Here is a 24,008-nt window from a genome sequence, read left to right as displayed (position 1 = left end):
TTTCAATTAACAAAAAATTTCGTTTATGAAGAAGGAGATCGGTAATTATTTGAACTTCTGTTTTAAGGATTTTGAGCCGGAATTGAAAAAGGAAATTCTCGCCTGTTCGGACTTGCTGGTACTTCCTGCCGATGATTTGATGATGGATATTGGCCAAAAAGTGGAGGTTATTCCTTTGATCGTTTCAGGTCAGGTCAAGGTATTTCGGGAAGATGAGGATGATCATGAATTATTTATGTACTACCTCGGCCCGGGAGAGGCTTGTGCCATTACCATGATCTGTTCCGCTCGTGAAGGCTATTCAAAAATAAAGGCTATTCCGGAAGAAGAGACTACCGTTATTTCTGTACCTATCTCTAAGCTCGACGAGTGGATGCCAAAGTACAAGTCTTGGTACTATTTTGTGATGGATACTTATCAGGACCGATTTGAAGAGTTACTGAAAGTGGTGGACGGGATTGCTTTTCATCGCATGGATGAGCGATTAATCGAGTATTTGGAGAAAAATGCCGAAGCCAGCCAAAGTAACTCCATTCACAAAACCCATCAGCAAATTGCACAGGAGCTGAACTCCAGCAGAGAGGTCATTACTCGGTTGCTCAAAAAACTGGAGCAGCGGGGAGTAGTGAAGGTGAATCGAAATCAGATACAACTGATCAGCTGACCAAATCCAAGGCCTTTAAAAGGGCCTTTTTTCTTTTTCCATAATTGAAAAGTTGCTGGATCCTTTTTGAAGCTGCTTCTGAAAAGTGGTTTAGATCCTGATTTGTAAAGTCTTGAATTTCTGATTCAAGCAGATCTAGATTCTTTTCTTTCAAAATCACACCCGAATCTCCGACAATTTCCGGAATTGCCCCAACTGCCGAACCAATCGGAATGCAGCCACAAGACATAGCTTCCCCAAGGGCATTTGGGAAGCCTTCGGAAGTCGAGAGCTGGAGGTAGAACTGGTGGGAGTTGTAGAGCTCCTGAAGTTCTTTTGGATGCATTTTTCCCAAAACCTGTACGTTTGGATTAAGTGAGAAGTATTCGGAGTCACCTACCAAAGTGAAGGTCCAATTGGGATGAATGCTTGCTAATTTCTCAATTAAATCATAACCTTTGACAATTGCCCGAGAAGGGTTTGAAGCTCCTGTGGCCACGGAGATAAAACTGAATGGCTTGCGTTCTTTGCCCAAATCCCTCCAAAAATCGGTGTCAAAACCATTTGGAATGACTTCAATTGGGGTTTTTAAATCAGGAATCAGATTTACTAAACCTTGCTTGAGATTGATCTTTGGATCGTAGAAATAGTCCTGCTTCACTAAAGCCTCAGCGACAGGTAATATCAGGGAGCAATTTTTAAAGGAGTAAACGGTAGCATTCCGTAGCCATTTCTTCCGGAAGTTTCCATAGCCGATTTCGGGCATATTGATGCAGTCTGTGCCGCCGGCTTGGATGGTGCATTTTTTCCCAAATACTTTCCCAAACCAAACCGGTAAGACACTATGATATCCTCCAAAGAAACATAGGTATTGACTGGTGCGGGGCAAAAACCAAAGTAGTTGGAAAAACTGGAGAATAAAGTAGAAAGGAAGTTTGATTGGGCTTTGGGTAAACTCCAAAGGCTTGATCTCAGCCACCGGACGGATCATTTCCAGGTCACGGTCGATGAATGCGGTGCGGACAGGGAAGGTATAGAGGATCATTTTTCCTCCAAGAGTTTTTTGACTTCTTCTTTCAAAAGAGGAAAATGATCCCTAATAGTTCTGGTAATTATTATATACGAAACGGACTCATATTCATGAGCAATATAGTTTCTAGCCCCAATTATCTCATTTGCTTCAGAGATTGGGATCTTTGGATCGAGTTTGATCAATCTTTTAGTCGCTTCCCCAATTATTTCAAGATTTCGCTCAACTGCCCTGAGCGTTTTCCGATCTCCATTTAGGTGTTCGATTGTGATTTCTTTTCCATCAAAAAAGGATTCGATTTCATCAATACAGATCAAAATATCAAAAAGGTATTTTTTAATTTTTCGACTCATACAAAAGAGATTTGGTTTCGTCGATTTCTTCTTTAAAGTAAGGGTTGCTAACTGACCTGTATTCTATAAGGTCAACTTCTCTATTAAAAAGTGTTTCCAGTCCCTCTTTAAGGGTGAAAAAATTGGTTACATACCTATCAATATTTTGAATATGGAATTCCACCAAAAAATCCACATCACTTTCTTCATTAAATGCAGTGGAAAGCACCGAACCGAAGGCATAAAGCTTTGCTACTTTGTGCTTTTCACAAAGGGAATTTATTGCTTCACGATTTACCTCAAGTATGTTCATAAATCAAAGATAATCTTATTCCCATTAAACTAAAAAAGGCTCAACTTCTTAAAATTGAGCCCTTGATTTACTTGATCTAGTTTTAAACCACCAAGTTTACAATCTTTCCTGGAACCACTATCACCTTCTTAGACGCTTTGCCTTCTAGCCATTTTTGAACGTTGGAGTCAGCCAATGCTGCCTTTTCGATCTCATCCTTTCCTAGATCTAGGGGAAGTGAAATTTTCGAACGCATCTTGCCATTGATCATGACTGGATATTCAAAATTGCTTTCAACAAGATACTCTTCCTTGAACTCAGGGAATCTCGTAGCGGTGATCGAGCCTGAATGCCCCAGCAAAGACCAAAGTTCCTCGGCGATATGAGGTGCGTATGGAGAAATCAAAATCGCCAATGGTTCTAGAACTTCCCGTTTGTTGCATTTCAAAGAGGTCAACTCATTGACGCAAATCATAAAGCTGGACACAGAGGTGTTGAAGGAGTAATTCTCCATGTCTTCTTCCATCTTTTTGATGGCTTTGTGAAGGGCTTTTAGCTCCTCTTTAGTCGCTTTTTCATCGGAAACAGCAAATTCTCCATTGCCATCATGGTAGAGGTTCCAAAGTTTTCTCAAAAACTTAAATACCCCATCAATTCCATTCGTATTCCAAGGTTTGAATTGCTCTAAAGGTCCCAAGAACATCTCGTATAATCTCAAGGTGTCAGCCCCATAGCGCTCGATGATGTCGTCTGGATTGACGACGTTGTACTTGGATTTAGACATTTTTTCTACCTCGGCTCCACAGATGTATTTACCGTCTTCCAGAATAAATTCAGCATCCGCCAAGTCAGGCCGCCAAGCTTTAAACTTATCCAAATTCAGCTGGTCATTGTAGACGATATTCACGTCTACATGCATGGCTGAGGTGTCGTATTGATCTTTCAGTCCGTGGCTTACGAATTGGTTGGTCCCTTTGATTCTATACACAAAATTCGACCTTCCCTGAATCATCCCTTGGTTGATCATCTTTTGGAAAGGCTCATCGATGCTCACTACTCCGATATCAAATAAGAACTTGGTCCAGAACCTTGAATACAAAAGGTGTCCTGTAGCATGTTCGGAACCTCCGATATATAGATCCACGGCTCCCCAGTAGTCAGTTTTGCCTTTGTCCGCGAAAACCGACTCGTTTTTTGGATCCATGTAGCGGAAGAAATACCAGCTGGAACCCGCCCAACCTGGCATGGTGGAAAGTTCCAAAGGATATTCTCCGTCAGCCGTTTTGTAAGTCCAGTCTTTAGCTCTACCAAGTGGCGGCTCACCATCCTCGGTAGGCAAATACTTATCTACCTCAGGAAGTACCAAAGGCAGGTCTTTCTCCTCAATCAAATAAGGCAAGCCATCCTTGAAATAAACCGGTAATGGTTCGCCCCAGTATCGCTGACGAGTGAAAATCGCATCCCGCATTCGGTACTGAATCTTACCTTTTCCAATTCCTTTTTCTTCCAAAAACTCAATGGCTTTTTCCATGGCTTCTTTCATATAGAGTCCTGAAAGAAAGCCTGAATTAATGATCAATCCTCCTTTGCCGGGGAAAGAACCGTTTTCCATCGAGCCTTCGATGACTTGGCGGATTTCTAATCCGAAATGCTTCGCAAAGTTGTAGTCCCGCTCATCATGTGCAGGTACGGCCATCACAGCACCAGTTCCATAGCCCGCCAATACATAGTCTGCTACCCAAATTTGGATTTCTTCACCGTTGAATGGATTGATAGCATAGGAACCTGTGAAGGCTCCGGAAATGGTTTTGACATCACTCATGCGCTCACGCTCTGAACGGTTTTTGGCGACCTGGATATAAGCTTCTGCAGTTTCCCGCTGATCCTCCGTGATAAGTTCAGCAGCCAGATCAGATTCTGGTGCCAAAGCCAGATAGGTGACCCCATAAATCGTATCCACACGGGTGGTGAAAACCTTAATTTTTTTATCCGAATCTTTGACCTGAAAGACCATTTCTGCACCAATCGACTTCCCGATCCAGTTTCTTTGCATTTCTTTGATCGGTTCGGACCAGTCTACTTTGTCCAAGCCTTTCAACAATCTATCAGCATAAGCAGTGATTCGCATGGACCACTGCATCATTTTCTTGCGCTCTACAGGATGTCCACCTCTTTCCGAAAAGCCATCCTTCACCTCGTCATTAGAAAGAACAGTTCCTAAAGCTGGACACCAATTGACGGTCGTTTCAGCTAGGAAAGTCAATCGATACCTGAGGAGCATTTCCTGCTTTTCTTTTTCCGAAAAGCCATTCCAGTCCGAGCTACTAAAAGTTGGTGTTTCCTCATCGCAGACAGCTTTTACTGAAGCATTACCTTCTTTTTCAAATCGGGAAACCAAGGAATCAACAGAAACTGCTTTGTCTGCATCCAAATCATAATAGCTATTAAAAAGCTGCATGAAAATCCACTGTGTCCACTTATAATAAGATGGGTCGGAAGTACGGACTTCCCGATCCCAATCGAAGGCAAAGCCGATATTCTTTAGCTGCTCTGTGTAGCGGGCGATATTTTGCTCAGTAGTGATAGCGGGATGCTGTCCAGTCTGAATGGCATATTGCTCTGCGGGCAATCCAAAGGAATCGTAACCCATTGGGTGAAGGACATTGAATCCTTTGAGCATTTTAAACCTTGAGACAATGTCAGAAGCAATATATCCCAGCGGATGGCCCACGTGCAAACCTGCACCGGATGGATAAGGAAACATGTCCAGAGAATAAAACTTAGGACGATTAGGGTCCACCTCTGCTTTGAAGGTTCCCTTTTCCTTCCAGTATCCTTGCCACTTTTGCTCGATATCCTTGAACTTGTAATCCGCCATGATTATGTTTTCTTGAAATTTTAGCTAAACGCCTGCAAAAATAGAAAAATAAGGCGGCTTTGGTAGGCAAATTTCCAAAACCTCTGAATACTCATATTTTCCCTTTGGTCAATTTTTTGTCTTAGTTTTTATGCTTTTCTGTAAATTCCAAAAAATCAACCACCAACACACATGCGAAAATCAATCGGAATTGGGCTCCTCATGCTACTCGGGAGTAGTTTGGGAAGCTTGGCACAGCAAAAATTCTCACCCAAAAAAATCCAAGCACTTAAAGAAGAAGCGGCACAAATAGTAGAAGCCAATCACAAGCAAAGCCAAGTGATGGTGGACAAGATCTTTTCCTTTGCCGAACTAGGCTTTCAGGAAGTAGAATCCTCCAAATACTTAACGGGAATTTTGGAGCAAAATGGCTTTACCATTGAAACTGGAATATCGGGAATTCCCACAGCTTGGTGGGCTACTTGGTCCAATGGAGAAGGCCCGGTGATTGCCTTGGGCTCCGATGTGGATAATATCCCAAAAGCATCACAATATCCCGGAGTAGCCTATCACAAGCCTATGGTTGAGGGTGCACCCGGTCATGGAGAAGGTCATAATGCCGGAATTCCCTTAAATATCACAGCAGCTCTGGCTGTCAAGCAAATCATGGAGCGGGAAAATATAGGTGGAACCCTAATCCTTTGGCCAGGTATCGCCGAAGAGTTGGTAGCGGCGAAAGCTTGGTACACGAGAGATGGTCTCTTTGATGGAGTAGATCTCTGTATTTTTACCCATGTGGCCAATAACCTCGGGGTAAGTTGGGGTCAGGCGAATGGAACTGGCTTGATTTCGGTAGAATATAGTTTCGAAGGCGAAGCAGCACATGGAGCAGGAGCGCCCTGGAGAGGCAGATCAGCAGCTGATGCTGTGGAACTGATGAATATCGGATGGAATTATAAAAGAGAGCATCTCCATCCACTTAAGCGCTCACACTCTGTCATCACCGACGGAGGAGACCAACCCAATGTGGTTCCTTCCAAAGCCTCAATCTGGTACTATTTCCGAGATGTGAAGTATGACGGTATCATGGAAATGTATGAGCAGGCGACAAATATCGCAAAGGGTGCAGCCTTGATGACCGAAACTGAAATGAGCTATAAAGTGCTAGGGACCGCTTGGCCGAGACACTTTAATAAAGTGATAGCTGAGATGATGTATGAAAATATTCAAAAAGTAGGCCTCCCCGAATGGGATGAAAAGGATCAAACTCTAGCCAAAGCAGTTCAAAAGGAAATGGGTTCGGAAGAAAGTGGGCTTGCAACCGAATTAAGTGAATTAGGGAAACCGTCTGAAGAAATAAGAAGTGGGGGTTCGGATGATATTGGGGATGTATCTTGGGTGGTGCCTACGGTAACTTTGAGGTTTCCATCCAACATTCCAGGACTTCCCGGCCACCACTGGGCGAATGCGATTGCTATGGCCACCCCGATTGCCCATAAAGGGGTAACTGCCGGTGCCAAAGCCGAGGCAATGACCATTTTGGACTTTTTGCTTCAGCCCGAACTAGTTGATCAGGCATGGGATTATTTTAATAATGTACAGACTAAGGAGGAAACTTATAAACCTATGATTACAGCTGATGATGCACCTCCTATTTACTTGAATGAGGGGATTATGAAGCAGTTCCGTCCTCAGCTTGAAAAATTCTATTACGACGAGACGAAGTATGATTCCTATTTGGAGCAGTTGGGAGTGACGTATCCGACGATTAAAAAGAATTGAACAAATACGAGGTACGAGTGACGAAATACGGGGTTATATCGAAATCCAAACTTGAATTCGAAAGGCTTGCCAATTGAGTTTTTGATTGCGGTTTAGGAAAGTCTCGTACCTCGTAAATCGTGCTTCCAACTTTTTGAAAATATGACTACTTCTTTTTTCTTTTCCATCAGAGAAGCTTCTCCCACCGAACTCCTCTGGGTTCACGAACGTATCCCTGAGTTTCCGGGAAAAGCTTCTTTGGATTTTTATACTGAGCGTTTAAAGAATCGCCTCAATTTGGCTTTGGTTGCTGAGCGGGATGGTGAGCTTTTGGGTTTCAAAGTGGGGTATCAAAGTGAAAAACCGGATACATTTTATTCATGGATGGGAGGAGTGAGGCCGGAGTTTCGAAAGCACGGAATCGCCCATGCTCTGGCCGAGTTTCAGGAAAACTGGGTAAAAACAAAGGGTTTTACTTCTGTTTTTTTCAAGACTCGTAACCGCTTTCCGGCGATGATCATCTTTGGATTAAGCAGGGGATTCAAGATCATGGAAGTCATTCCAAAGGGTGGGGTGGAGGATTATCGAGTAGTGATGTGGAAGGAATTGTAAAACTGGAAGATTAGGGTTTAATACGAAGATTCGACATCTTTAAACACTAAATTTATAAAAAATTAAAGCAAGACTAAGCCCAACAAAATGATATTGAAGCTAATTCTACTGAGTTATTGGGGGGCAATTCTTGGAGGGTACTTCAAAATCAATGGAAACCCAAATGGAGATAATATTTTGAAGGGTGCGATCTTGTTTCATTTGCTCGGAGTGGCTGGTTTGATTTTTTTCAACAAAAAGAAAATCTTTCAATTTTTGAGTTGATTAAGATTCAGCTTCATAGAGTTTTCGCTGTTGGAATTGGAAATTCGACTCTCGGTTAATCTTCCAATTTTTAAATTTTTCAATTTTCCAATCCTAAACCCTACCTTTGCACCTTCATTTAGCGGTGGAATCACCCGCTTTACCAAAAATTCACAATGACTACCCAAGAACTCATAGCCGAGGGGCTGCAGCTTCCAGTCATGGAGGCTTTTTATACTATACAAGGAGAAGGTAAATTCACTGGACACCCCGCTTATTTTATCCGGCTAGGAGGCTGTGACGTGGGATGCGTTTGGTGTGATGTCAAAGAATCCTGGGAAGCTGGAAAATGGCCGGTTTTGTCCATAGAAAAAATCGTAGATGGAGCTTGCGCATTCCCTGGACGACTGGTGGTCATCACAGGTGGTGAACCTTTGATGTACAATCTAAATCCTTTGACCAAACTTTTAAAGGAAAAAGGGTTCACTACTAATATCGAAACATCTGGAGCTCATCCCTATTCAGGAGATTTTGACTGGGTTTGTTTTTCACCAAAAAAATTCAAAAAACCTCATCCCTCGATCTACATTGAAGCGGATGAACTGAAGGTGGTTGTTTTTCATCCAAGTGATTTTGCTTTCGCAGAGAAACACGCAGAATTGGTCAGAAAGGATTGTGAACTGCGTCTTCAACCCGAGTGGAGTAAGGCCGAAAAATTCACTCCAGAGATCATAAACTATGTGAAAAACCATCCAACTTGGAATATTTCGCTGCAAACCCATAAATTTATGGACATTCCTTAAGTCCATGCGCCCTCTTCTTATCCTTTTTGCAATGTTTATGATTAATGCTACTGCCTTTGGTCAGGAGTTTTCAATCATTGACGGAAGAGCGATTAAGTTTTACAAAGAGGGAGAGCAATTGATCACTGAGCGAAAGTACTCAGAAGCCGTAGCTCGCTTTCAGGATGCCATCAATCGGGAAGGATCTTTTTTGGAGGCTTATGTCAAGCTTTCTCAACTCTATATTACACTAGGAGATATAGATCTTGCCGAAGAAACAGCAGCTAGGGGTAAGAGTAGGCTTTCTGGGAAAAACGCCAAACCAAAGCATGCTGCTGATATCGGTTGGGTCTATTCAAACATTTATTTGAAGAAAGGTGAGTTTCAAAAAGCCTACGATCAATTCACAGAGATTGATCCCCTCTTGGATGATGCATTCCGGTCTCATATGTACTACAAGGAAATGAAGGCCCAGATGGAATTTCTCAAAGGGCAACTCGGAAAAGAAATGTCCATTGGCAAAGAGATGCTATCAGATCCGTTGAATCGGTTTAAGCTGCAATATTTCCCTGTGCTCACTGCCGATGGGAAACAAATTTTATTTACCAAGCGAGACGGAACTGGCAATTTTGACAAGGAAGATATTTTTACCTCTTTTTTAGATGAAAGTGGAGAGTGGTCCCTACCAGTAGGAATTTCAGATAATATCAACTCAGGCTTCAATGAAGGGACTTGCTCGGTCACTGCCGATGGAAATATATTGATTTACACTTCCTGTGATGCGCCAGACTCTCAGGGAAGCTGTGATTTATATGTGGCTTACAAAGTCAATGATCGATGGCAGCGTCCTCAAAACATGGGTAAAAATGTCAATTCCCGATCATGGGACTCTCAACCTTCCCTTTCGGCTGATGGCCGGGTCTTGTTTTTTTCTTCGAATAGGAGAGGAGGCTTTGGAGGAAATGATATTTGGTACTCGGTAAGAATGAGCGATGGTTCTTGGTCGGAGGCCAAAAATCTAGGGGATGTGATTAATACCCCTAAAGATGAGATATCGCCTTTTATGTTTTTTAATAATGAGATCCTATTCTTTGCATCCAATGGCCATCAAGGATTTGGAGGGATGGATATTTTTCTTTCGAGAGTAAAGGATGGAGAATTTTCAGAGCCAGAAAATCTTGGTTTACCCATCAACGATCAATTGGAGCAAGTTGCCTTATTTATCACGGCTCAGAAAGACTATGCCTACTTTACAGAATTGACTTCAAAAGAAAGTGATAATGACAGGGCATTGCTTTACCGCTTTAATTTCCCAAAAGAGATTTATCTGGGTGATAATCTCACCGTAACGGGCGGAAAAGTCTTTAATTCCAAAACCGGAGAGCCTATCGATGCGACTTTGTCTTTGGTTTCCTTGACTAATGACAGTACGCTTTATGAGTTTCGCGCCGATGGTAAAACCGGGGAGTTCATGATGCTTTATCCTGAGAAGTCTATTTCAGGTCTGTATGTAGAAAAAAAGGGCTATTTGCCCAAAATATATAATGTGCAGCGAGATAGTCTTCAGAATGTAGAGGATATGGAAATTTCCCTCACACCGGTCGAATCAGGAGAAGAGTTTGTTTTCGAAAACATATTTTTTGACTTCGATAAATTTGATCTCAAACCCGAATCTTTGAGCTCATTGCGTCGATTGGTAAAGTTTTTAGATGAGAACCCTAATGTGAATATTATGATCACGGGGCACACGGATAATGTCGGAAGCTCCGCCTATAATCAGAAGCTAAGTTTGCAAAGGGCAGAGAGTGTTCGAGATTATCTTGTAGAGCATGGGGTATTGTCAGGAAGGGCGATGGTAGAGGGCAAAGGTGACCGTGAGCCGATGGTTCCAAATACCAATTCAAAAAATCAGGCACTAAACCGTAGGATCACTATACGGATTCTATAGTTTTCTTACGAGCTGTTCCTAGAATTTTATTTTGTAATAAATAAAAAAACCTATTTTACATTTTTAGAGTATTAAAATACATTTTTAAAAGTTTTATAAAAGTGTATAAAAACATGAGTAAAAAGATATAATTACCAATATTTTATAATAAAATTCTGTAAAATAATTCTTTTGAAGAATAAAGAATTGATAAGCTAGTTTTTCAAAGATTTTTTAAACTTTTTTAGTAGGCTGATTTGGGAAATTAACTTTTGTTAACATAAGGATAACAAAAACAATATTTTGATCATCTGCTAATATAAACGATAATTAAAAATTTTATTCTGTTTTAAGGGGTCTTAACCATATTTACCATTGGTCTTTTTAATAAAACAATTATGATTTTTCTAAGTAATGCTCTTGGGATATTCAAAGATATCGAATATCATTGAGTCTATTTTAAACCATAATCAAACCAAATATGAGGAAAGTTTTACTTCTAGGACTCATGCTATTCTTGGGCAGCGCCGTGGTGTTTGCTCAAAATCGCGTGATCACTGGTACGGTTACCTCTTCGGAGGATAACTTAGGAGTACCAGGTGCGACTGTTCTGGTGAAGGGAACGACAATCGGTACAGCTACCGATTTAGATGGTAATTTCTCCATCTCAGTCCCTGCCGGAAGCAATGTATTGGTCTTTAGCTTTGTAGGCTTAAGACAACAGGAAGTGACCATCGGAAACCAAACCACTATCAATGTGGTGATGGATCCAGATGTTCAGGCCCTATCAGAGTTTGTGATCACCTCTTATGGTGACCAATCTAAAAGAGAAATTACCGGTGCGATTGCCTCTGTAAAAGGAGAGGTGTTCGAAAACCTTCCGGTACAATCATTTGACCGTGCGATGCAAGGTCGTATCGCTGGTGTACAGGTAACATCTACTTCTGGAGCTCCAGGTAGTACACTTAACGTACGTATTCGTGGTGTAGGATCAGTGAACGCTGGTAACGAGCCGCTTTACATCGTTGATGGTGTGCAATTAGGAACTGGATCACTTTCAGGACAAGGATCTCAAAACGCATTGGCATCTATCAACCCAAATGACATCGAGTCTATTGAGGTACTAAAGGATGCAGCAGCAGCTTCCATTTATGGAGCTCAAGCAGCAAACGGTGTAGTTTTGATTACTACCAAAAAAGGTAAAAGAGGAACTACACAAACCAAAGTAACTGTACAGGAAGGTATTGTACAGCCATTGAACCTTTATGAAGTAATGGACGCAAGACAACTTGCAGGCATCAAGAGACAAGCGTTTATCAATGCTGGTTTGAATCCTGCTAGTGCAGCTGCAACCTTCGGTGATCCTGAGGATCCAAATTTGCAGTCATACGATTGGGTAGACGAATTGTATAGAAATGCTCGTCTGTCTGTTTATGATCTTGCTGTTTCAGGTGGTGACGAAAAGACTCAATTCTATCTTTCTGGTTCGTATACTGATCAAGAAGGACAAATTATCCAGTCTGACTATCAAAGAGCTACTGGTCGTTTGAATGTGACTCACAGACCTAACAAGAAGTTGACAATCGCAGCAAACTTGTCTTTGGCCTACCAGAGAACATTCGGTACGATTGCCAATGGTAACTTCGTAAACGGCCCATTCTCTGCTGGTTTCACCATGCGTCCAAATGTTCCGATTTATAATGAAGATGGGTCTTTCAAAGCTGATTACCCTTCAAACCACAATTTCGGATATAACATCGTTCAAGGTGTTTATGAAGAATTGAGAAGAGGTACATCCGTTCAGACTGTTTCTAATTTGCAGTTGAACTATCAAATCACTCCTTGGTTGTCTTGGACTTCTTACTTCGGTATTGACTTTGCTGATAACAGAGACGAAAACAACCGTCCATCCACTATTCCGGTATTCTCTTCCTTTGGAGGTCAGTCATTCTATGCAGATAGAAGAACAAATAACTTCAACACAAACCATAACTTGAACTTCAACAAAAAATTCAATGATGTTCACACAGTTTCAGGTTTGTTGGGTTATGAGTACAAAGGATTCCAAACTGAAGAGACTACCGCTACTGGTCGTGGATTTGCTAATCCTACCTTGAGATATCTACAAAATGCTGCAACTCCATTTGGAGTAGGAGGCTTCTTTACTGAATTTAAGCGGGTAGGTTTCTTTGGTCAGGTTAAGTATGACTACGATGACAGATACACTGCCGACTTTACTGTACGTAGAGATGGACACTCCCGATTTGGTGCTCAAAATCAGTGGGGTACTTTCGGTGCGGCTTCCGTTGGATGGAGAATTTCATCTGAAGGCTTCATGCAAGATTTGACTTGGTTGGATAACTTGAGACTACGTGCATCTTATGGTGTGACCGGTAACTCTAACATTGCCAACTTTGCATCCAGAACCCTAGTAGGAAATACTGGACAGTATCTAGGATTTGGTACCTTAGGACTTTCCCAGTTGGGTAATGACTTGTTGACTTGGGAAGAATCAGTTACTGCAAACATCGGTTTGGATTGGACCTTATTCAATGGCCGAATCATAGGTACTGTTGACTTTTGGAGAAGAGATTCTGAAGCCCTTCTATTTAATACGCCACTTCCAATTGACTCTGGATTTGGAGGAATTACCAGAAACACTGGTAAGTTGAGAAACCAAGGTATCGATATTGACTTGCAGACTGTAAACGTCGTTGCAGGTAAGTTCCAGTGGAGTACTGCATTCAACATTACTTTCTTGGAAAACGAATTGCTTGAACTTTATGATGGATTGGATCGAATAGGTAACAATTTGATTGTAGGTCGTCCAATTTCGTTCTGGTATACACATCAATATCTAGGTGTAAACCCTGCAAATGGTCGTGCCATGTATGATGATGGAAATGGCGGATACACTTACATCGTAGGTGAGTCTACTTTAGGATACAGAGGAAGTGGATTCCCAGGTAGCTACGGTGGTTTGGCCAATACGTTCTCTTATGGTCCACTTTCATTGGAAGTATTCTTCCAAGGACAGTTTGGAAACTTGGCAGGTAACCAAGATATGTTCAATCTTGAAGACTGGGGAGCTTCTCAGGGTAACTTGAGAGTTAATCAATTGGATTACTGGAGACAGCCAGGTGATATCACTACAGTTGGTCGTCCTTATGAGGGTGGTCAGGCCCCAGGTGAGTCTAATATCGACACCTTCTCTACTCGATTCTTGAGTGATGGTAGTTATGTAAGATTGAAGCAAGTGACATTAAATTATGTGCTTCCTTCTTCTGCAGCTCAAAAGATCGGTATGCAAGGTTTGAGTGCATTTGTTCAAGGTTTGAACTTGGCGACATTTACCAAGTATACAGGACAAGATCCTGAAGTAGTAGGTATTGCTGAAAACGTATCAATCGGACGTTTCCCTAATGCTAGACAATTTTCGGCAGGTGTAACGCTAACCTTCTAATTCGAAATCAGATATGAAAAATATAGTAAAAACAATGGTATTGGGTGGGGCTATTTTAGCAGCATCCTGTACAGATCTAGAAACTCAGCCAAGGCAAAGTTTGACACCAGAGACTGCCTTTGCTGATGTAGATGGAATGGAATCTTTAGGCTTGACAGCTTATGGGACCTTAAGAGCTTTTAACCGATATGGTCAGCAATTAATAATTGCTCCTGAGATCATGGCCGATAACCTTCGGATTATCGCTAATACAGGCAGATATATCGGTCAGGAACAAAATACAGATCGAGCTCACATAGGAATCTGGAATGGCGGGATGTGGTCAGGTATAAATACGACCAATATCGTTCTTGCACAGATTGATGATGAAGAAGCTATTCCTGGAGATGCTGCTCAAAGACAGCGTGTAAAAGGTGAAGCTCACTTCCTTCGAGCATTGATGTATTTCGACATGGCTCGAATTTATGGATATGAACCTGGTAAAGAGGTAAATGGCTGGGATAAGGCAGTTATCTTGAGAACAGAGCCAACTCTAGGTTTCTCAAATGCAGATTTCAGAGCTCGTGCTACAAACCGTCAGGTTTATGATCAAGTAATCGCGGATTTGCAGGCAGCTATCAACTTATTGCCTAATGCCTCTATGGGATCTGCAAATGTATACCGCGCTAGCCGTGGTGCAGCTCAAGCCTTATTGGCAAGAGTTTATTTGTATGACTCTAAGTTTGCTGAGGCGGCTGCATCTGCTTCCGCAGCTATGGCTTCCTTTGGTCTATCGGACGATGGTACAGGTCTTGCGACTCCTGAAAATTACATTGCAGGTTTCTCCACAGCTCCAAACCCTGAATCTTTATTCGAAGTAGAAATCCGAGCTAATGACTGGTCTACAGTAGATGGTGTTAACAACTCAGTATCTTCTTTGACTGCCAATGTATTCGCCTCAGCTCAGTTCATTGCAACTGCAACTGATGATTTGATCGAATCTTATGATGAGAATGATGTAAGAAGAGACGCATGGGTAGAGACTACTCGAACAGGTTCTGACGAAACTGTTTATCGCTCTGCTAAGTGGTTGGGGCACAAAGGAGATTTCCTAGAGAACCTACCTATAATTCGTGCGGCAGAAATGTATTTGATTCGTGCAGAGGCTCGATACAGAACTGGTGATGAAGCAGGTGCAATAGCTGATCTAAATGCACTTCGTGCAAATCGTGGACTTGAAGAGTTTCCGATTTCAGCAACTGGACAGGCTTTGTTCGAAGCAATTATGCTAGAGCGTAGGCTAGAATTTGCGCTAGAAGGTCACAGATGGTTTGATCTTAAGCGTAATGGTTTGCCAATCACTAAAGCCGGTCGATTTGAGGATATTCCTTACGAGGACTACAGATTGTTGCCACCGCTTCCTACTGATGAATTATTGTTGAACGATCAGTTGGAGCAGAACCCTGGTTATAACTAAAAAACAGAAATCAATCATGAGAAAGATATATAACTATCTAGCAGTTGTCCTTGCCGCAGTGGTAATGACTTCCTGCTTCGACGATCCGGGGAGAGATGTGTTCTTTTCAGGCAATGAGGTGGAATTCAATGCTGGGAATCTACCAAATGGTCTAACCACCACTCAGGTGAGAAGAAATGCAGAGCAAACCGATCAATTTGATATTCAAGTCAATCGTGTTTCCACTGATGCATCTAGTGCAATCACCATCACCATTGGTGTTGACCCTGCTTCTACTGCGGTACAAGGTGTACATGTAGACTTTACTGGTACTACCGTGACTATCCCTGCAGGGGAGTTTATAGCAACTTTCCCAGTGACCATCCTTACTGGAAATATCGATCCTTCTGAATCACCAGTACTAGGATTGGTAATGGAGTCAGCTACAGGTGCAGACGTTTCAGATAACTATGGAACATTAGACGTAAACATTAATGTAATATGTGAGTCTAATATTTCCACAGCTGCTGATACTTGGACTGCTACAAGTGATTCACGATTTGGTACATTTACTGCAACTGTGACTGTAACTCCTGTAGATGGAGCGATTGGAGAGTATGTGGTTTCTGATATTTCTGCTGGTCTTTACGCAGCCTTTGGCTTCGGTACCGTTCAGCAGGCGATCTACGGAGACAACTGTAATGCCTTGACCTTCCTAAGACCTGGTCAGAGAGAATTCAATATTTCTGCGCCAAGAGTAGAGCCCTTAGTTGGAGCATTTGATCCAGCTACTAACACGATGACAGTTTATTGGAGTGATCCAAACAACAACATCGATGGTACTACGGTCTTGGTGAAAGATTAATTCACAACCTTTAACATGAAAAAGGAGGGGAAACCCTCCTTTTTTTGTTTTGTAAGTGCAATTCATCAAAAGTTTTAAGACTTATTGATGACTATGTTTTATTTTTAGCTAATTATTTTCAAAAAAATAATTGAGAATTAAACCCAAGTGTAAGTGTGGAAGTTTGAATAAGTATGAGGAGAAAAATTACCCTATTAACCTGTGGCTTTGTAATAGCAATTGGTTCGCAGATTAGTGCTCAAGACAATCAGAGCAAAGAAGCCCTACTTCAAAAAGCAAGAGAAACTGTAAAATCCAGTCTTCAACAAAGACTAGATAAACTGCGCTATATACCGCAACCTAATATTTCCCAAAAGTTCAGCTACCTGAATGCAGATGGAATGCTTGTTCTTGAGGATGGTTTTACTTCTAAGATTCAATATTTGGATGAATCAGGGGCTCCAGTGCTATATGCCCCCCATAATACAAATGCAGCCATTACCACGGGTGCTGTTCACCTTCAACCCGGTGGAAATTTGGGTTTAAACCTGACAGGAAAAGGGCTGACTGTCGGTATTTTTGATCAGACAAGACCAAAGCCTGACCATGTTGAATTTGGAGGTAGATTAACACAAATAGATGGGTCTTCAGAAGATCTCAGTACGCATGCAACTCACGTAAGTGGTACGGTAATGGGAGGGGGAGCTAACTCTCAAGCAAAGGGTATGGCCTATGAAGCCACTGGGTGGTCTTTTAATTGGGACGCAGACATTTCCAAGATGAATGCAAATGCTTATGACCCTGCCACCAAGCCCAATGGAATGCTGATTTCTAATCATTCCTACGGTATTGTCCTTGGCTGGAGAAGTAACGGAGGGTCTTGGACTTGGTTTGGAAATGCTAATGTTGATCCTGACAAGGATTGGAGATTTGGATTTTATTCCACCAAGAGTCAGGCAATAGATGAATTACTTTTTACTAAACCTTACTACTCTGTAGTTTGGTCTGCAGGAAATGATAGAGATGACGTAGGAGACGGTACCCGTGATCCAGACGGTCCAGATGATACCATCGGTCCTGAAGGTGTCGCAAAGAATAATTTTGCGATTGGGGCGGTAGAGCGAGTTCTTGATTACAAGTCTCCTCAAGATGTGCAAATGAGTGGATTTTCTTCTTGGGGTCCCGTAGATGATGGTAGGATTAAGCCGGACTTGGTGGCCATGGGCGTCAATGTATTTAGTGCTTCCATCGGTCCTCAGGGAGGGGATAGTTATGCAAGCCAAAGCGGAACGTCTATGGCTGCACCTAATGCGACTGGATCAATGTTTTTGCTTCAGCAATTGTACTCAGAGCGAAACTCAGGGAGATTTATGCTTTCTTCTGCCTTGAAAGCTTTGGCTATTCATACCGCAAAGGAGGCAGGGCCTGCTCCAGGACCAGATTATATGTTTGGCTGGGGGCTCTTGGATGTAAACGCTGCGGCTAAAATTGTTTTAAACGAAGATGGTTCTTCCCAATTTATCAGGGAAGAACTACTTGCTGATGGAGAGGTGCAGGAATTTGATTTTATCTCTGATGGTGTTACTCCCATTCGAGTGACTATAGCCTGGACAGATCCTGCGGGCTCACCTCCTGGACAGTCCAATAATCCAACCGATTTGATGCTCGTTAACGACTTGGATCTTAGGATTTTTGATGAGGATGGAAAAGAGTTTTTTCCTTGGTCTTTGGATCCCTCTTTGCGTGCGGGAGCACGAGGAGATAGAACGAAAGATAATTTCAGGGATAATGTTGAACAAGTCTTGATCGATGCTCCTGAGGCAAAACGCTACACTGTACGGGTAAGTCATAAGAATTCACTTGAGTTTGGAGTGCAACAGTATTCCATGGTATTTACAGCCGGAACTATTGATGGTGCAGAGGAAACGCTTTATTGGATAGGCGGGACAGAAGGTTCCTGGAATGATGGTAATAACTGGTCTTTGACTGCTCAGGGAAGTCCTGCTGGAAAGATTCCTTCTAATGGAACTCGTGTGGTCTTTGAAGGCACTGAAGGAGGAAACACCGCTGTCAATCTTTCTGCTTCAGTAAATGCCTTCAGTGTGAATTTATTTGGAGACCAGGTTGTGACTTTTGATCTGGGAGGGAATAATATCAATGTGACCAACGGATTCCGCGTTAGCAATCAAATCACAGAGATCCGAAACGGCACATTGACCTTTGAAAATGACCTTTCTAATGCACAGATTATTGAATTTGGTCAGACAGCTTTTGAAAATGTACAACTTAATTTCAATACCGGAAATTGGAGATTAATTGCATCCGAAAAGTTAGGAGATGTCCGGATCGATGAGGCAAATCTTGAAGTAGCACTTGAGTCATTGGAGGTGAATTTGTTAGAGATGGTAGGTGCTGGTTCCATTGATGGTAGCTTTACATCAATCACCTTTGATGAAGATTTTATTGCTGAACCACAAGCAAGCATCAAATCAGATATCAAAGTGATATTTACTGGAGAGAACGGGCTTTTTAATCAACTTGCATCTGAGAATGTTACCGAATTAGACGTTCAATCAGGCGAGTTGACCTTGTTAAGTGCAGGAGTAGACAAAATCACTGCATCTAACTCTACTGTTCTTTTAGATCGAGAAGTTTTGACAATATCTGAATTGGCCTTGGGAGAAGCTTCCATCTTTGACTTAGGCCCTTCCGGACAATTGACAATTTTGGAGAATATTTCTGCTAATGCCACTTCTGACCTAGGGGCGAAGATTCAAGCAGGGAATAAAGGACAAATCATACATAATGTCTACCGAAAGTACTGCTTTGAAAATCTAAGCCTTGAAAATGTTGATTTAGAAGGAGATGCAATTATCAATCTAGGTACGGATGCTGAGGTTACTAATTCGGATGGATGGTTAACTCAAATTTGTGAGGATGTGCTTTTCGCAAACTTCACGGTACAATATCCTTGTGCAGGTGCCGCAGTTACATTTGACAACCTGAGTGAAGGTGCTATTTCCAACTATAGCTGGGACTTCGGTGGTTTAGGCGAATCAGAGTTGGAGAATCCATTCTTTGTATTTGATACTCCGGGATCCTACACAGTTACTTTAACGATATCAAATGATGATGGAGCTACTGTTTTTGAGCAGGCAGTTGAAATTGGAAGCAATGATTTGACAAAGCCTGAAATTGTAGCAAATGGAACGAATTTGACCTCCCAGCAACCAGGAAATGCATACCAGTGGTATCTAAATGGAGTCGCAATATCAGGCGCAACTTCCAGGTCTATCAACGCTGAGTCAGATGGGTCTTATCAAGTTGCAATCTTTAATGATATTTGCAACCGTGTTTCTGATCCGGTGGTGATTTCTTCGATACCAAACCAAGAGCAAGATTTAGCTCGATTTGGAATATTTGTAGGACCTATTCCATCAGATGATAAAGTCAAAGTTTATGTTTCTAATACCTATCGTGGTCCGCTGACTCTTTCCCTAGTTGATATGGCAGGAAGAGAATACCGTAGAACTGAGGTCGGTAAAAACACAGATGAACTTGAAATCGAAATGAACCTTCCTGCTAGACAGGGACTTTACATATTGAAAATCAATACCAACAATTTAACCTTACACAAAAAAGTAATTAAACAATGAGAAAACTATTAGTAGTTCTGTTCCTTTTTTTAGCCAATTCAAGCTTTGCGCAGATTGCAAACTTTGATTTGAATGGAGCACCGGCACGGATATCAGGATATGACGGTGTTGAGGGGTCTCCCTACCTATTTGCTGATTGGTCTAGAGCAGATTTATCGCTTAGTAATGCAGGATTAAAAGAGAATGTCGCTTATCGATTCAATATTTATGAAAATGAACTTGAGGTAATCAATGAAGCTGGAAATAAGATTTATTTAAATAAGTCTTATGTGGAGTACGCCATGCTGGAAAGACCTTCTATCGTGATAGCAAATAATACTGAAGAAGGGCTTTTGACAAGATTGCTTTTCAAGAAAGGTTATGATATGATTAATGGAGTGAAAGCTACTGACCTTGTCAATGTGATTGCAGAGGGAGAAAAATATACCTTGGTTCGTAAATTTGTTTCCGATTTAGTAACTCCGCCTAAGAATAGCTATGCTCCCACAGCTGGTCGAATGTTCGTTTTTGAGGAGAACTTCTATCTGATTGATGCAAATAACAATGTCAACTCTGTTCGAAACAAGACAAATAACATCATCAAATCTTTGAATGAAAAGGATCAGGATTTAGCGAAGCAAATTGTAAAAGACAACAAGTTGAATCTCTCCAGAGAAGACCACTTGGTGCTCTTTTTCCAAAAGCTTAACGAAGCCTAATTGATTTGAAATCAACTTAGAAGCCCCGGGTAAAACCGGGGCTTTTGTGTTTTTGAGGATTTTCTATCTCTGATCTTTTGGCTACCTTTGCAGCGAATTTTATTTCAGATGATTTACGTTTGTAGAAAAGAGCATTTCAACGCCGCACATAAACTTTGGAATCCAAACTGGTCCGAAGAGAAAAATTTCGAGGTTTTTGGTCCCTGTGCCAATGTGAATTGGCATGGACATAACTTTGAGTTGATTGTGACGGTAAAAGGAATCCCTGATCCAGAAACCGGTTTTGTGGTGGACTTGAAGGACTTGAGTAGTTTAATCAAAAAGCTGGTTATCGATAAAGTTGATCATAAAAACTTAAATATGGACGTGGATTTCATGCGAGGAAAAATGGCTTCATGCGAAATCCTAGTCATGGAGTTTTGGAAGATATTGGAACCTGCAATCAAAGAAATCACTCCCAAAGGAGGTTTGCATAAATTGACACTTTACGAGACTCCGAGGAACTTTGTGGAGTATCAAGGGGAATAAGGTTTAATTTTTCACCACAGAGAGCGCAGAGATTTTTTTGGAGGTTAGCTTTCATTTTTTTTTGATAGGCAGTATCTTAATTTATGGGTGATTTTGATATTACAGAGAAAATAATTGGAGAAGCTATCTATGTCCATCGGAATTTAGGCCCCGGGCTTCTAGAAAGCACTTATCAAAATTGTTTGTACCACCGGTTAAAATCAATTGGTTTAAAAGTTGAAAAGGAAAAGCCTCTGCCAGTCTTTTTTGATGGGGTTTTTTTGGAATGTGGTTATAGACTTGATTTGGTTGTTGATGACTCAGTTGTCTTGGAACTAAAGAGCATCAAAAAACTCAAGGATATTCATAAAGCGCAAATGATAACTTATCTTAAATTAAGTGGATATAGAATTGGATTGTTGATCAATTTCAATGTTTTGAGGCTGGTAGATGGTTTAATTCGCTTAAAAAATTGAACTTTCCTCTGTGTCCTCTGTGGTAAAAAATAAAAAACTCTACATCATCTCTGGTGAGCGCTCAGGCGACTTACATGCCTCGAATCTGGTCCGAGCCATGCACAAGCTCGATTCAACTATTCAGTTTAGAGGAATGGGAGGAACTTATTCCCAAGAGGCTGGAGTAGATTTAGCTGTAAACTATTCAGAAGTAGCCTTAATGGGCTTTTTGGAAGTAGTATTAGGCTTTCGGAAAGTGCTCAAATATCTGAAGATAGTGAAGGATGATTTGAATGCTTTTCAACCTGATGCCTTAATCTTGATAGACTACGGAGGCTTTAATATGAGAATTGCAGCCTTTGCTAAGAAAAAAGGTATTCCTGTTCATTATTATATCCCTCCTAAAGTATGGGCTTGGAACCAAAAGCGGGCCTTGAAATTGAAAGCTATCACCGATCAGATTTACAGCATTCTGCCTTTTGAACCTTGCTTTTTTAAGCGTTTCGAAATGGATGTGGAATACGTAGGGAATCCCCTTTTTGATGAAATAAAGAAGTTTACTCCGCATGAGTTCTTTTTTCAAAAAAATGAATTGAGCTATGCACCGATTATTGCGCTTCTTCCAGGAAGTAGGAAACAGGAAATAAATGCCATGCTTCAAGAAATGGTAAATCTGGTTAGCAAATTTCCAAATGCTCAATGGGTAGTGGCAGGTGTTGATAGCTTGGACTCTAAGTTATACGAACCTGCTAGAAAGGCCGGAATCAAGGTGATTTTCAACCAAACCTATGATTTGCTATCCCATGCGACCGCAGCAGTAGTAACCTCTGGTACTGCTACACTGGAAACAGCGCTATTCCGCGTTCCTCAAGTGGTCGTCTATCGTACTTCTCCTTTATCCTATGCGATCGGCAAGAAATTGATTCGTGTTCCCTTTATTTCTTTGGTCAATTTGATTGCCGAACGAGAGGTAGCGAAAGAATTGATTCAGGGCGAATTTTCGGCTGAAAATATCCAAGCCGAGCTTCAGAGGATTCTTTCTAACCCTGTTTATAAAGGGCAGATGCTACAGGGATACGATGATATCTTAGAAAGGCTAGGCGAGGCTTCAGCATCTGACACTGTCGCAAGAAGGTTAGTGGAAAGTTTGGCATAGGTGAGTAATTTTCCTTAGCTATTTTCCTCAGAAATCAATACTTTGAAGGAAATCTCCCTAGTTATGAAAAAGCTATGTGCTCTTCTTCTGGCAGGTCTTTTTTCCCTGTCTGCCTTTTCTCAATCCCCTGATGGAATAATTCAAAGTCGAGTTCAAAAACTGGACGCGATGCTGGATGAAGCCGTTGCTACCCAGAAAGTTCCTGGTTTGGTAGCTATGATCGTCAAAGACGGACAAGTAGTTTACCATGAAGCAAAAGGCTATTCGGATGTAGCTGCTCAGAGAGTGATGGAAACTGATCATATTTTCCGAATCGCTTCTCAAACCAAAGCAGTCACCGCTACTGCTGTGATGATTTTATGGGAAGAAGGTAAGTTTAGGCTAGATGATCCTATTTCCAACTATATCCCTGAATTCAAGAGTCCACAGGTTTTGACTGGCTTTAGATATAGCGATACTACTTTCTCTACAAGACCTGCGGACAAGGAGATCACGATCAGACATCTACTCACCCACACTTCAGGTTTGGGTTATGGAGTGATTGACGGAGATGAAAGGATGAAAATGATCTATCATAAAGCAGGGGTAACTGACCTGTTTACTACTGAAAATATTAGTATCGAAGAGAGTGTCAAGCGCCTAGCCAAACTTCCACTACATCATGATCCTGGGAACAAATATACCTATAGCGAAGGCTTGGATGTGCTTGGCTATTTTGTGGAGATTATCAGCGGTCAGCCTTTTGATGTTTTTCTTAAAGAGCGGATTTTTGATCCTTTGGGAATGGATGATACCCGGTTTTATCTGAATGATGCTCAGGGAGAGCGTTTAGTTACCGTTCATACTTATCAAGATGGAAAATGGCAGCCTTACCCGATTACCTTTTACGATCCTGATTACCCTAGGAAAGGAGCAAAACGATTTTTCTCAGGCGGAGCGGGTCTATCGAGCACCACGGCTGATTATGCAAAGTTTCTTCAGATGTATTTAAATCAGGGGGAATTGAATGATAATCGGATTCTGAGTTCAAAGACCATCGAAACTATCATGAAAAATCAAGTAGGGGACTTGTGGTCGGGGGATAAATACTATGGACTAGCCTTTGGAGTGGTCACTGAGGCTGGAGTTGCTCGAGGGGGATTGGGGAGTAAAGGAACCTTTGATTGGGGTGGTTACTTTAATACCCAATATTTTGCTGACCCAGAGGAGCAAATAATCGGTCTCATTTTCAAGCAAACAAGTGGTGCAGGTAATGGAGATGATACGAATTGGAAGTTTAGACAGATGGTTTTCACTTTGATTGAATAAGTGGGCT

Annotated in this window: 18 protein-coding genes; 14 read left to right on the top strand and 4 right to left on the bottom strand. The window is 41.6% G+C overall.

The annotated features are described in order from the left end of the window. The first annotated feature begins 25 nt into the window (after positions 1-25). Complete coding sequence (locus tag OU792_RS00850; protein WP_274669216.1) at positions 26-664, top strand: Crp/Fnr family transcriptional regulator; 639 nt, start codon at positions 26-28, stop codon at positions 662-664. On the opposite strand, the gene OU792_RS00845 is transcribed toward OU792_RS00850, so the two are convergent. The 4 genes from OU792_RS00845 to leuS form a co-directional block, all read right to left on the bottom strand. Further along, positions 657-1,688 carry a glycosyltransferase family 4 protein gene (locus OU792_RS00845; protein ID WP_274669215.1) on the bottom strand — a complete coding sequence of 344 codons (1,032 nt, stop codon included), beginning with the start codon at positions 1,686-1,688 and terminating at the stop codon, positions 657-659. The two genes, OU792_RS00850 and OU792_RS00845, sit on opposite strands and share 8 nt — an antisense overlap. Further along, positions 1,685-2,026, bottom strand: a complete 342-nt coding sequence (locus tag OU792_RS00840; RefSeq protein ID WP_026944955.1) for a HepT-like ribonuclease domain-containing protein — start codon at positions 2,024-2,026, stop codon at positions 1,685-1,687. Before OU792_RS00840 ends, OU792_RS00845 begins: the two co-directional genes overlap by 4 nt. Beyond that, a complete protein-coding gene (locus tag OU792_RS00835) occupies positions 2,010-2,318 on the bottom strand; it encodes a nucleotidyltransferase family protein (RefSeq protein ID WP_134200778.1) in 309 nt (102 codons plus the stop codon). Before OU792_RS00835 ends, OU792_RS00840 begins: the two co-directional genes overlap by 17 nt. Before the next feature lie 82 nt (positions 2,319-2,400). Next, complete coding sequence (gene leuS / locus OU792_RS00830; protein ID WP_274669214.1) at positions 2,401-5,175, bottom strand: leucine--tRNA ligase; 2,775 nt, start codon at positions 5,173-5,175, stop codon at positions 2,401-2,403. A gap of 171 nt (positions 5,176-5,346) precedes the next feature. Here leuS and OU792_RS00825 point away from each other — a divergent pair, with 171 nt between their 5' ends. From OU792_RS00825 to OU792_RS00765, 13 genes are all read left to right on the top strand, one after another. Then, the gene (locus OU792_RS00825) at positions 5,347-6,936 is read left to right on the top strand and encodes an amidohydrolase (RefSeq protein WP_222582757.1); all 1,590 of its coding nucleotides are present in this window, start codon (positions 5,347-5,349) and stop codon (positions 6,934-6,936) included. A gap of 141 nt (positions 6,937-7,077) precedes the next feature. Then, complete coding sequence (locus OU792_RS00820; RefSeq protein WP_274669213.1) at positions 7,078-7,527, top strand: GNAT family N-acetyltransferase; 450 nt, start codon at positions 7,078-7,080, stop codon at positions 7,525-7,527. Between the two features lie 419 nt (positions 7,528-7,946). Then, complete coding sequence (locus OU792_RS00815) at positions 7,947-8,573, top strand: 7-carboxy-7-deazaguanine synthase QueE (RefSeq protein WP_222582759.1); 627 nt, start codon at positions 7,947-7,949, stop codon at positions 8,571-8,573. Positions 8,574-8,577: 4 nt separating this feature from the next. Next, on the top strand, positions 8,578-10,500 hold the full coding sequence (locus OU792_RS00810; RefSeq protein WP_222582760.1) for an OmpA family protein: 1,923 nt from the start codon (positions 8,578-8,580) through the stop codon (positions 10,498-10,500). Positions 10,501-10,960: 460 nt separating this feature from the next. Next, a complete protein-coding gene (locus OU792_RS00805; protein ID WP_134200786.1) occupies positions 10,961-13,942 on the top strand; it encodes a SusC/RagA family TonB-linked outer membrane protein in 2,982 nt (993 codons plus the stop codon). Positions 13,943-13,955: 13 nt separating this feature from the next. After that, the gene (locus OU792_RS00800) at positions 13,956-15,398 is read left to right on the top strand and encodes a RagB/SusD family nutrient uptake outer membrane protein (RefSeq protein ID WP_134200788.1); all 1,443 of its coding nucleotides are present in this window, start codon (positions 13,956-13,958) and stop codon (positions 15,396-15,398) included. A 16-nt stretch (positions 15,399-15,414) separates the two neighbouring features. Beyond that, complete coding sequence (locus tag OU792_RS00795; protein ID WP_222582761.1) at positions 15,415-16,242, top strand: hypothetical protein; 828 nt, start codon at positions 15,415-15,417, stop codon at positions 16,240-16,242. A gap of 173 nt (positions 16,243-16,415) precedes the next feature. Beyond that, complete coding sequence (locus OU792_RS00790; RefSeq protein ID WP_274669212.1) at positions 16,416-19,877, top strand: S8 family serine peptidase; 3,462 nt, start codon at positions 16,416-16,418, stop codon at positions 19,875-19,877. Continuing rightward, complete coding sequence (locus tag OU792_RS00785) at positions 19,874-20,575, top strand: hypothetical protein (RefSeq protein WP_134200794.1); 702 nt, start codon at positions 19,874-19,876, stop codon at positions 20,573-20,575. Before OU792_RS00790 ends, OU792_RS00785 begins: the two co-directional genes overlap by 4 nt. A 108-nt stretch (positions 20,576-20,683) precedes the next feature. Further along, positions 20,684-21,103, top strand: a complete 420-nt coding sequence (locus OU792_RS00780; protein ID WP_134200796.1) for a 6-pyruvoyl trahydropterin synthase family protein — start codon at positions 20,684-20,686, stop codon at positions 21,101-21,103. A gap of 83 nt (positions 21,104-21,186) precedes the next feature. Next, positions 21,187-21,558: a GxxExxY protein gene (locus OU792_RS00775; RefSeq protein WP_134200798.1), complete on the top strand. Its 372-nt coding sequence runs from the start codon at positions 21,187-21,189 to the stop codon at positions 21,556-21,558. A 19-nt stretch (positions 21,559-21,577) separates the two neighbouring features. Beyond that, entirely contained in the window at positions 21,578-22,693 is a 1,116-nt protein-coding gene (gene lpxB / locus OU792_RS00770) for a lipid-A-disaccharide synthase (protein WP_134200992.1), read from the top strand. Between the two features lie 63 nt (positions 22,694-22,756). Continuing rightward, entirely contained in the window at positions 22,757-24,001 is a 1,245-nt protein-coding gene (locus tag OU792_RS00765; RefSeq protein ID WP_274669211.1) for a serine hydrolase domain-containing protein, read from the top strand. The last annotated feature ends 7 nt before the right edge of the window (positions 24,002-24,008 follow it).

This window comes from Algoriphagus sp. NF, from assembly GCF_028823735.1.
Classification (GTDB): domain Bacteria; phylum Bacteroidota; class Bacteroidia; order Cytophagales; family Cyclobacteriaceae; genus Algoriphagus; species Algoriphagus marincola.
Note: the sequence above shows the minus strand (reverse complement) of the source record. Positions and strands in the feature narration are given on the sequence as shown.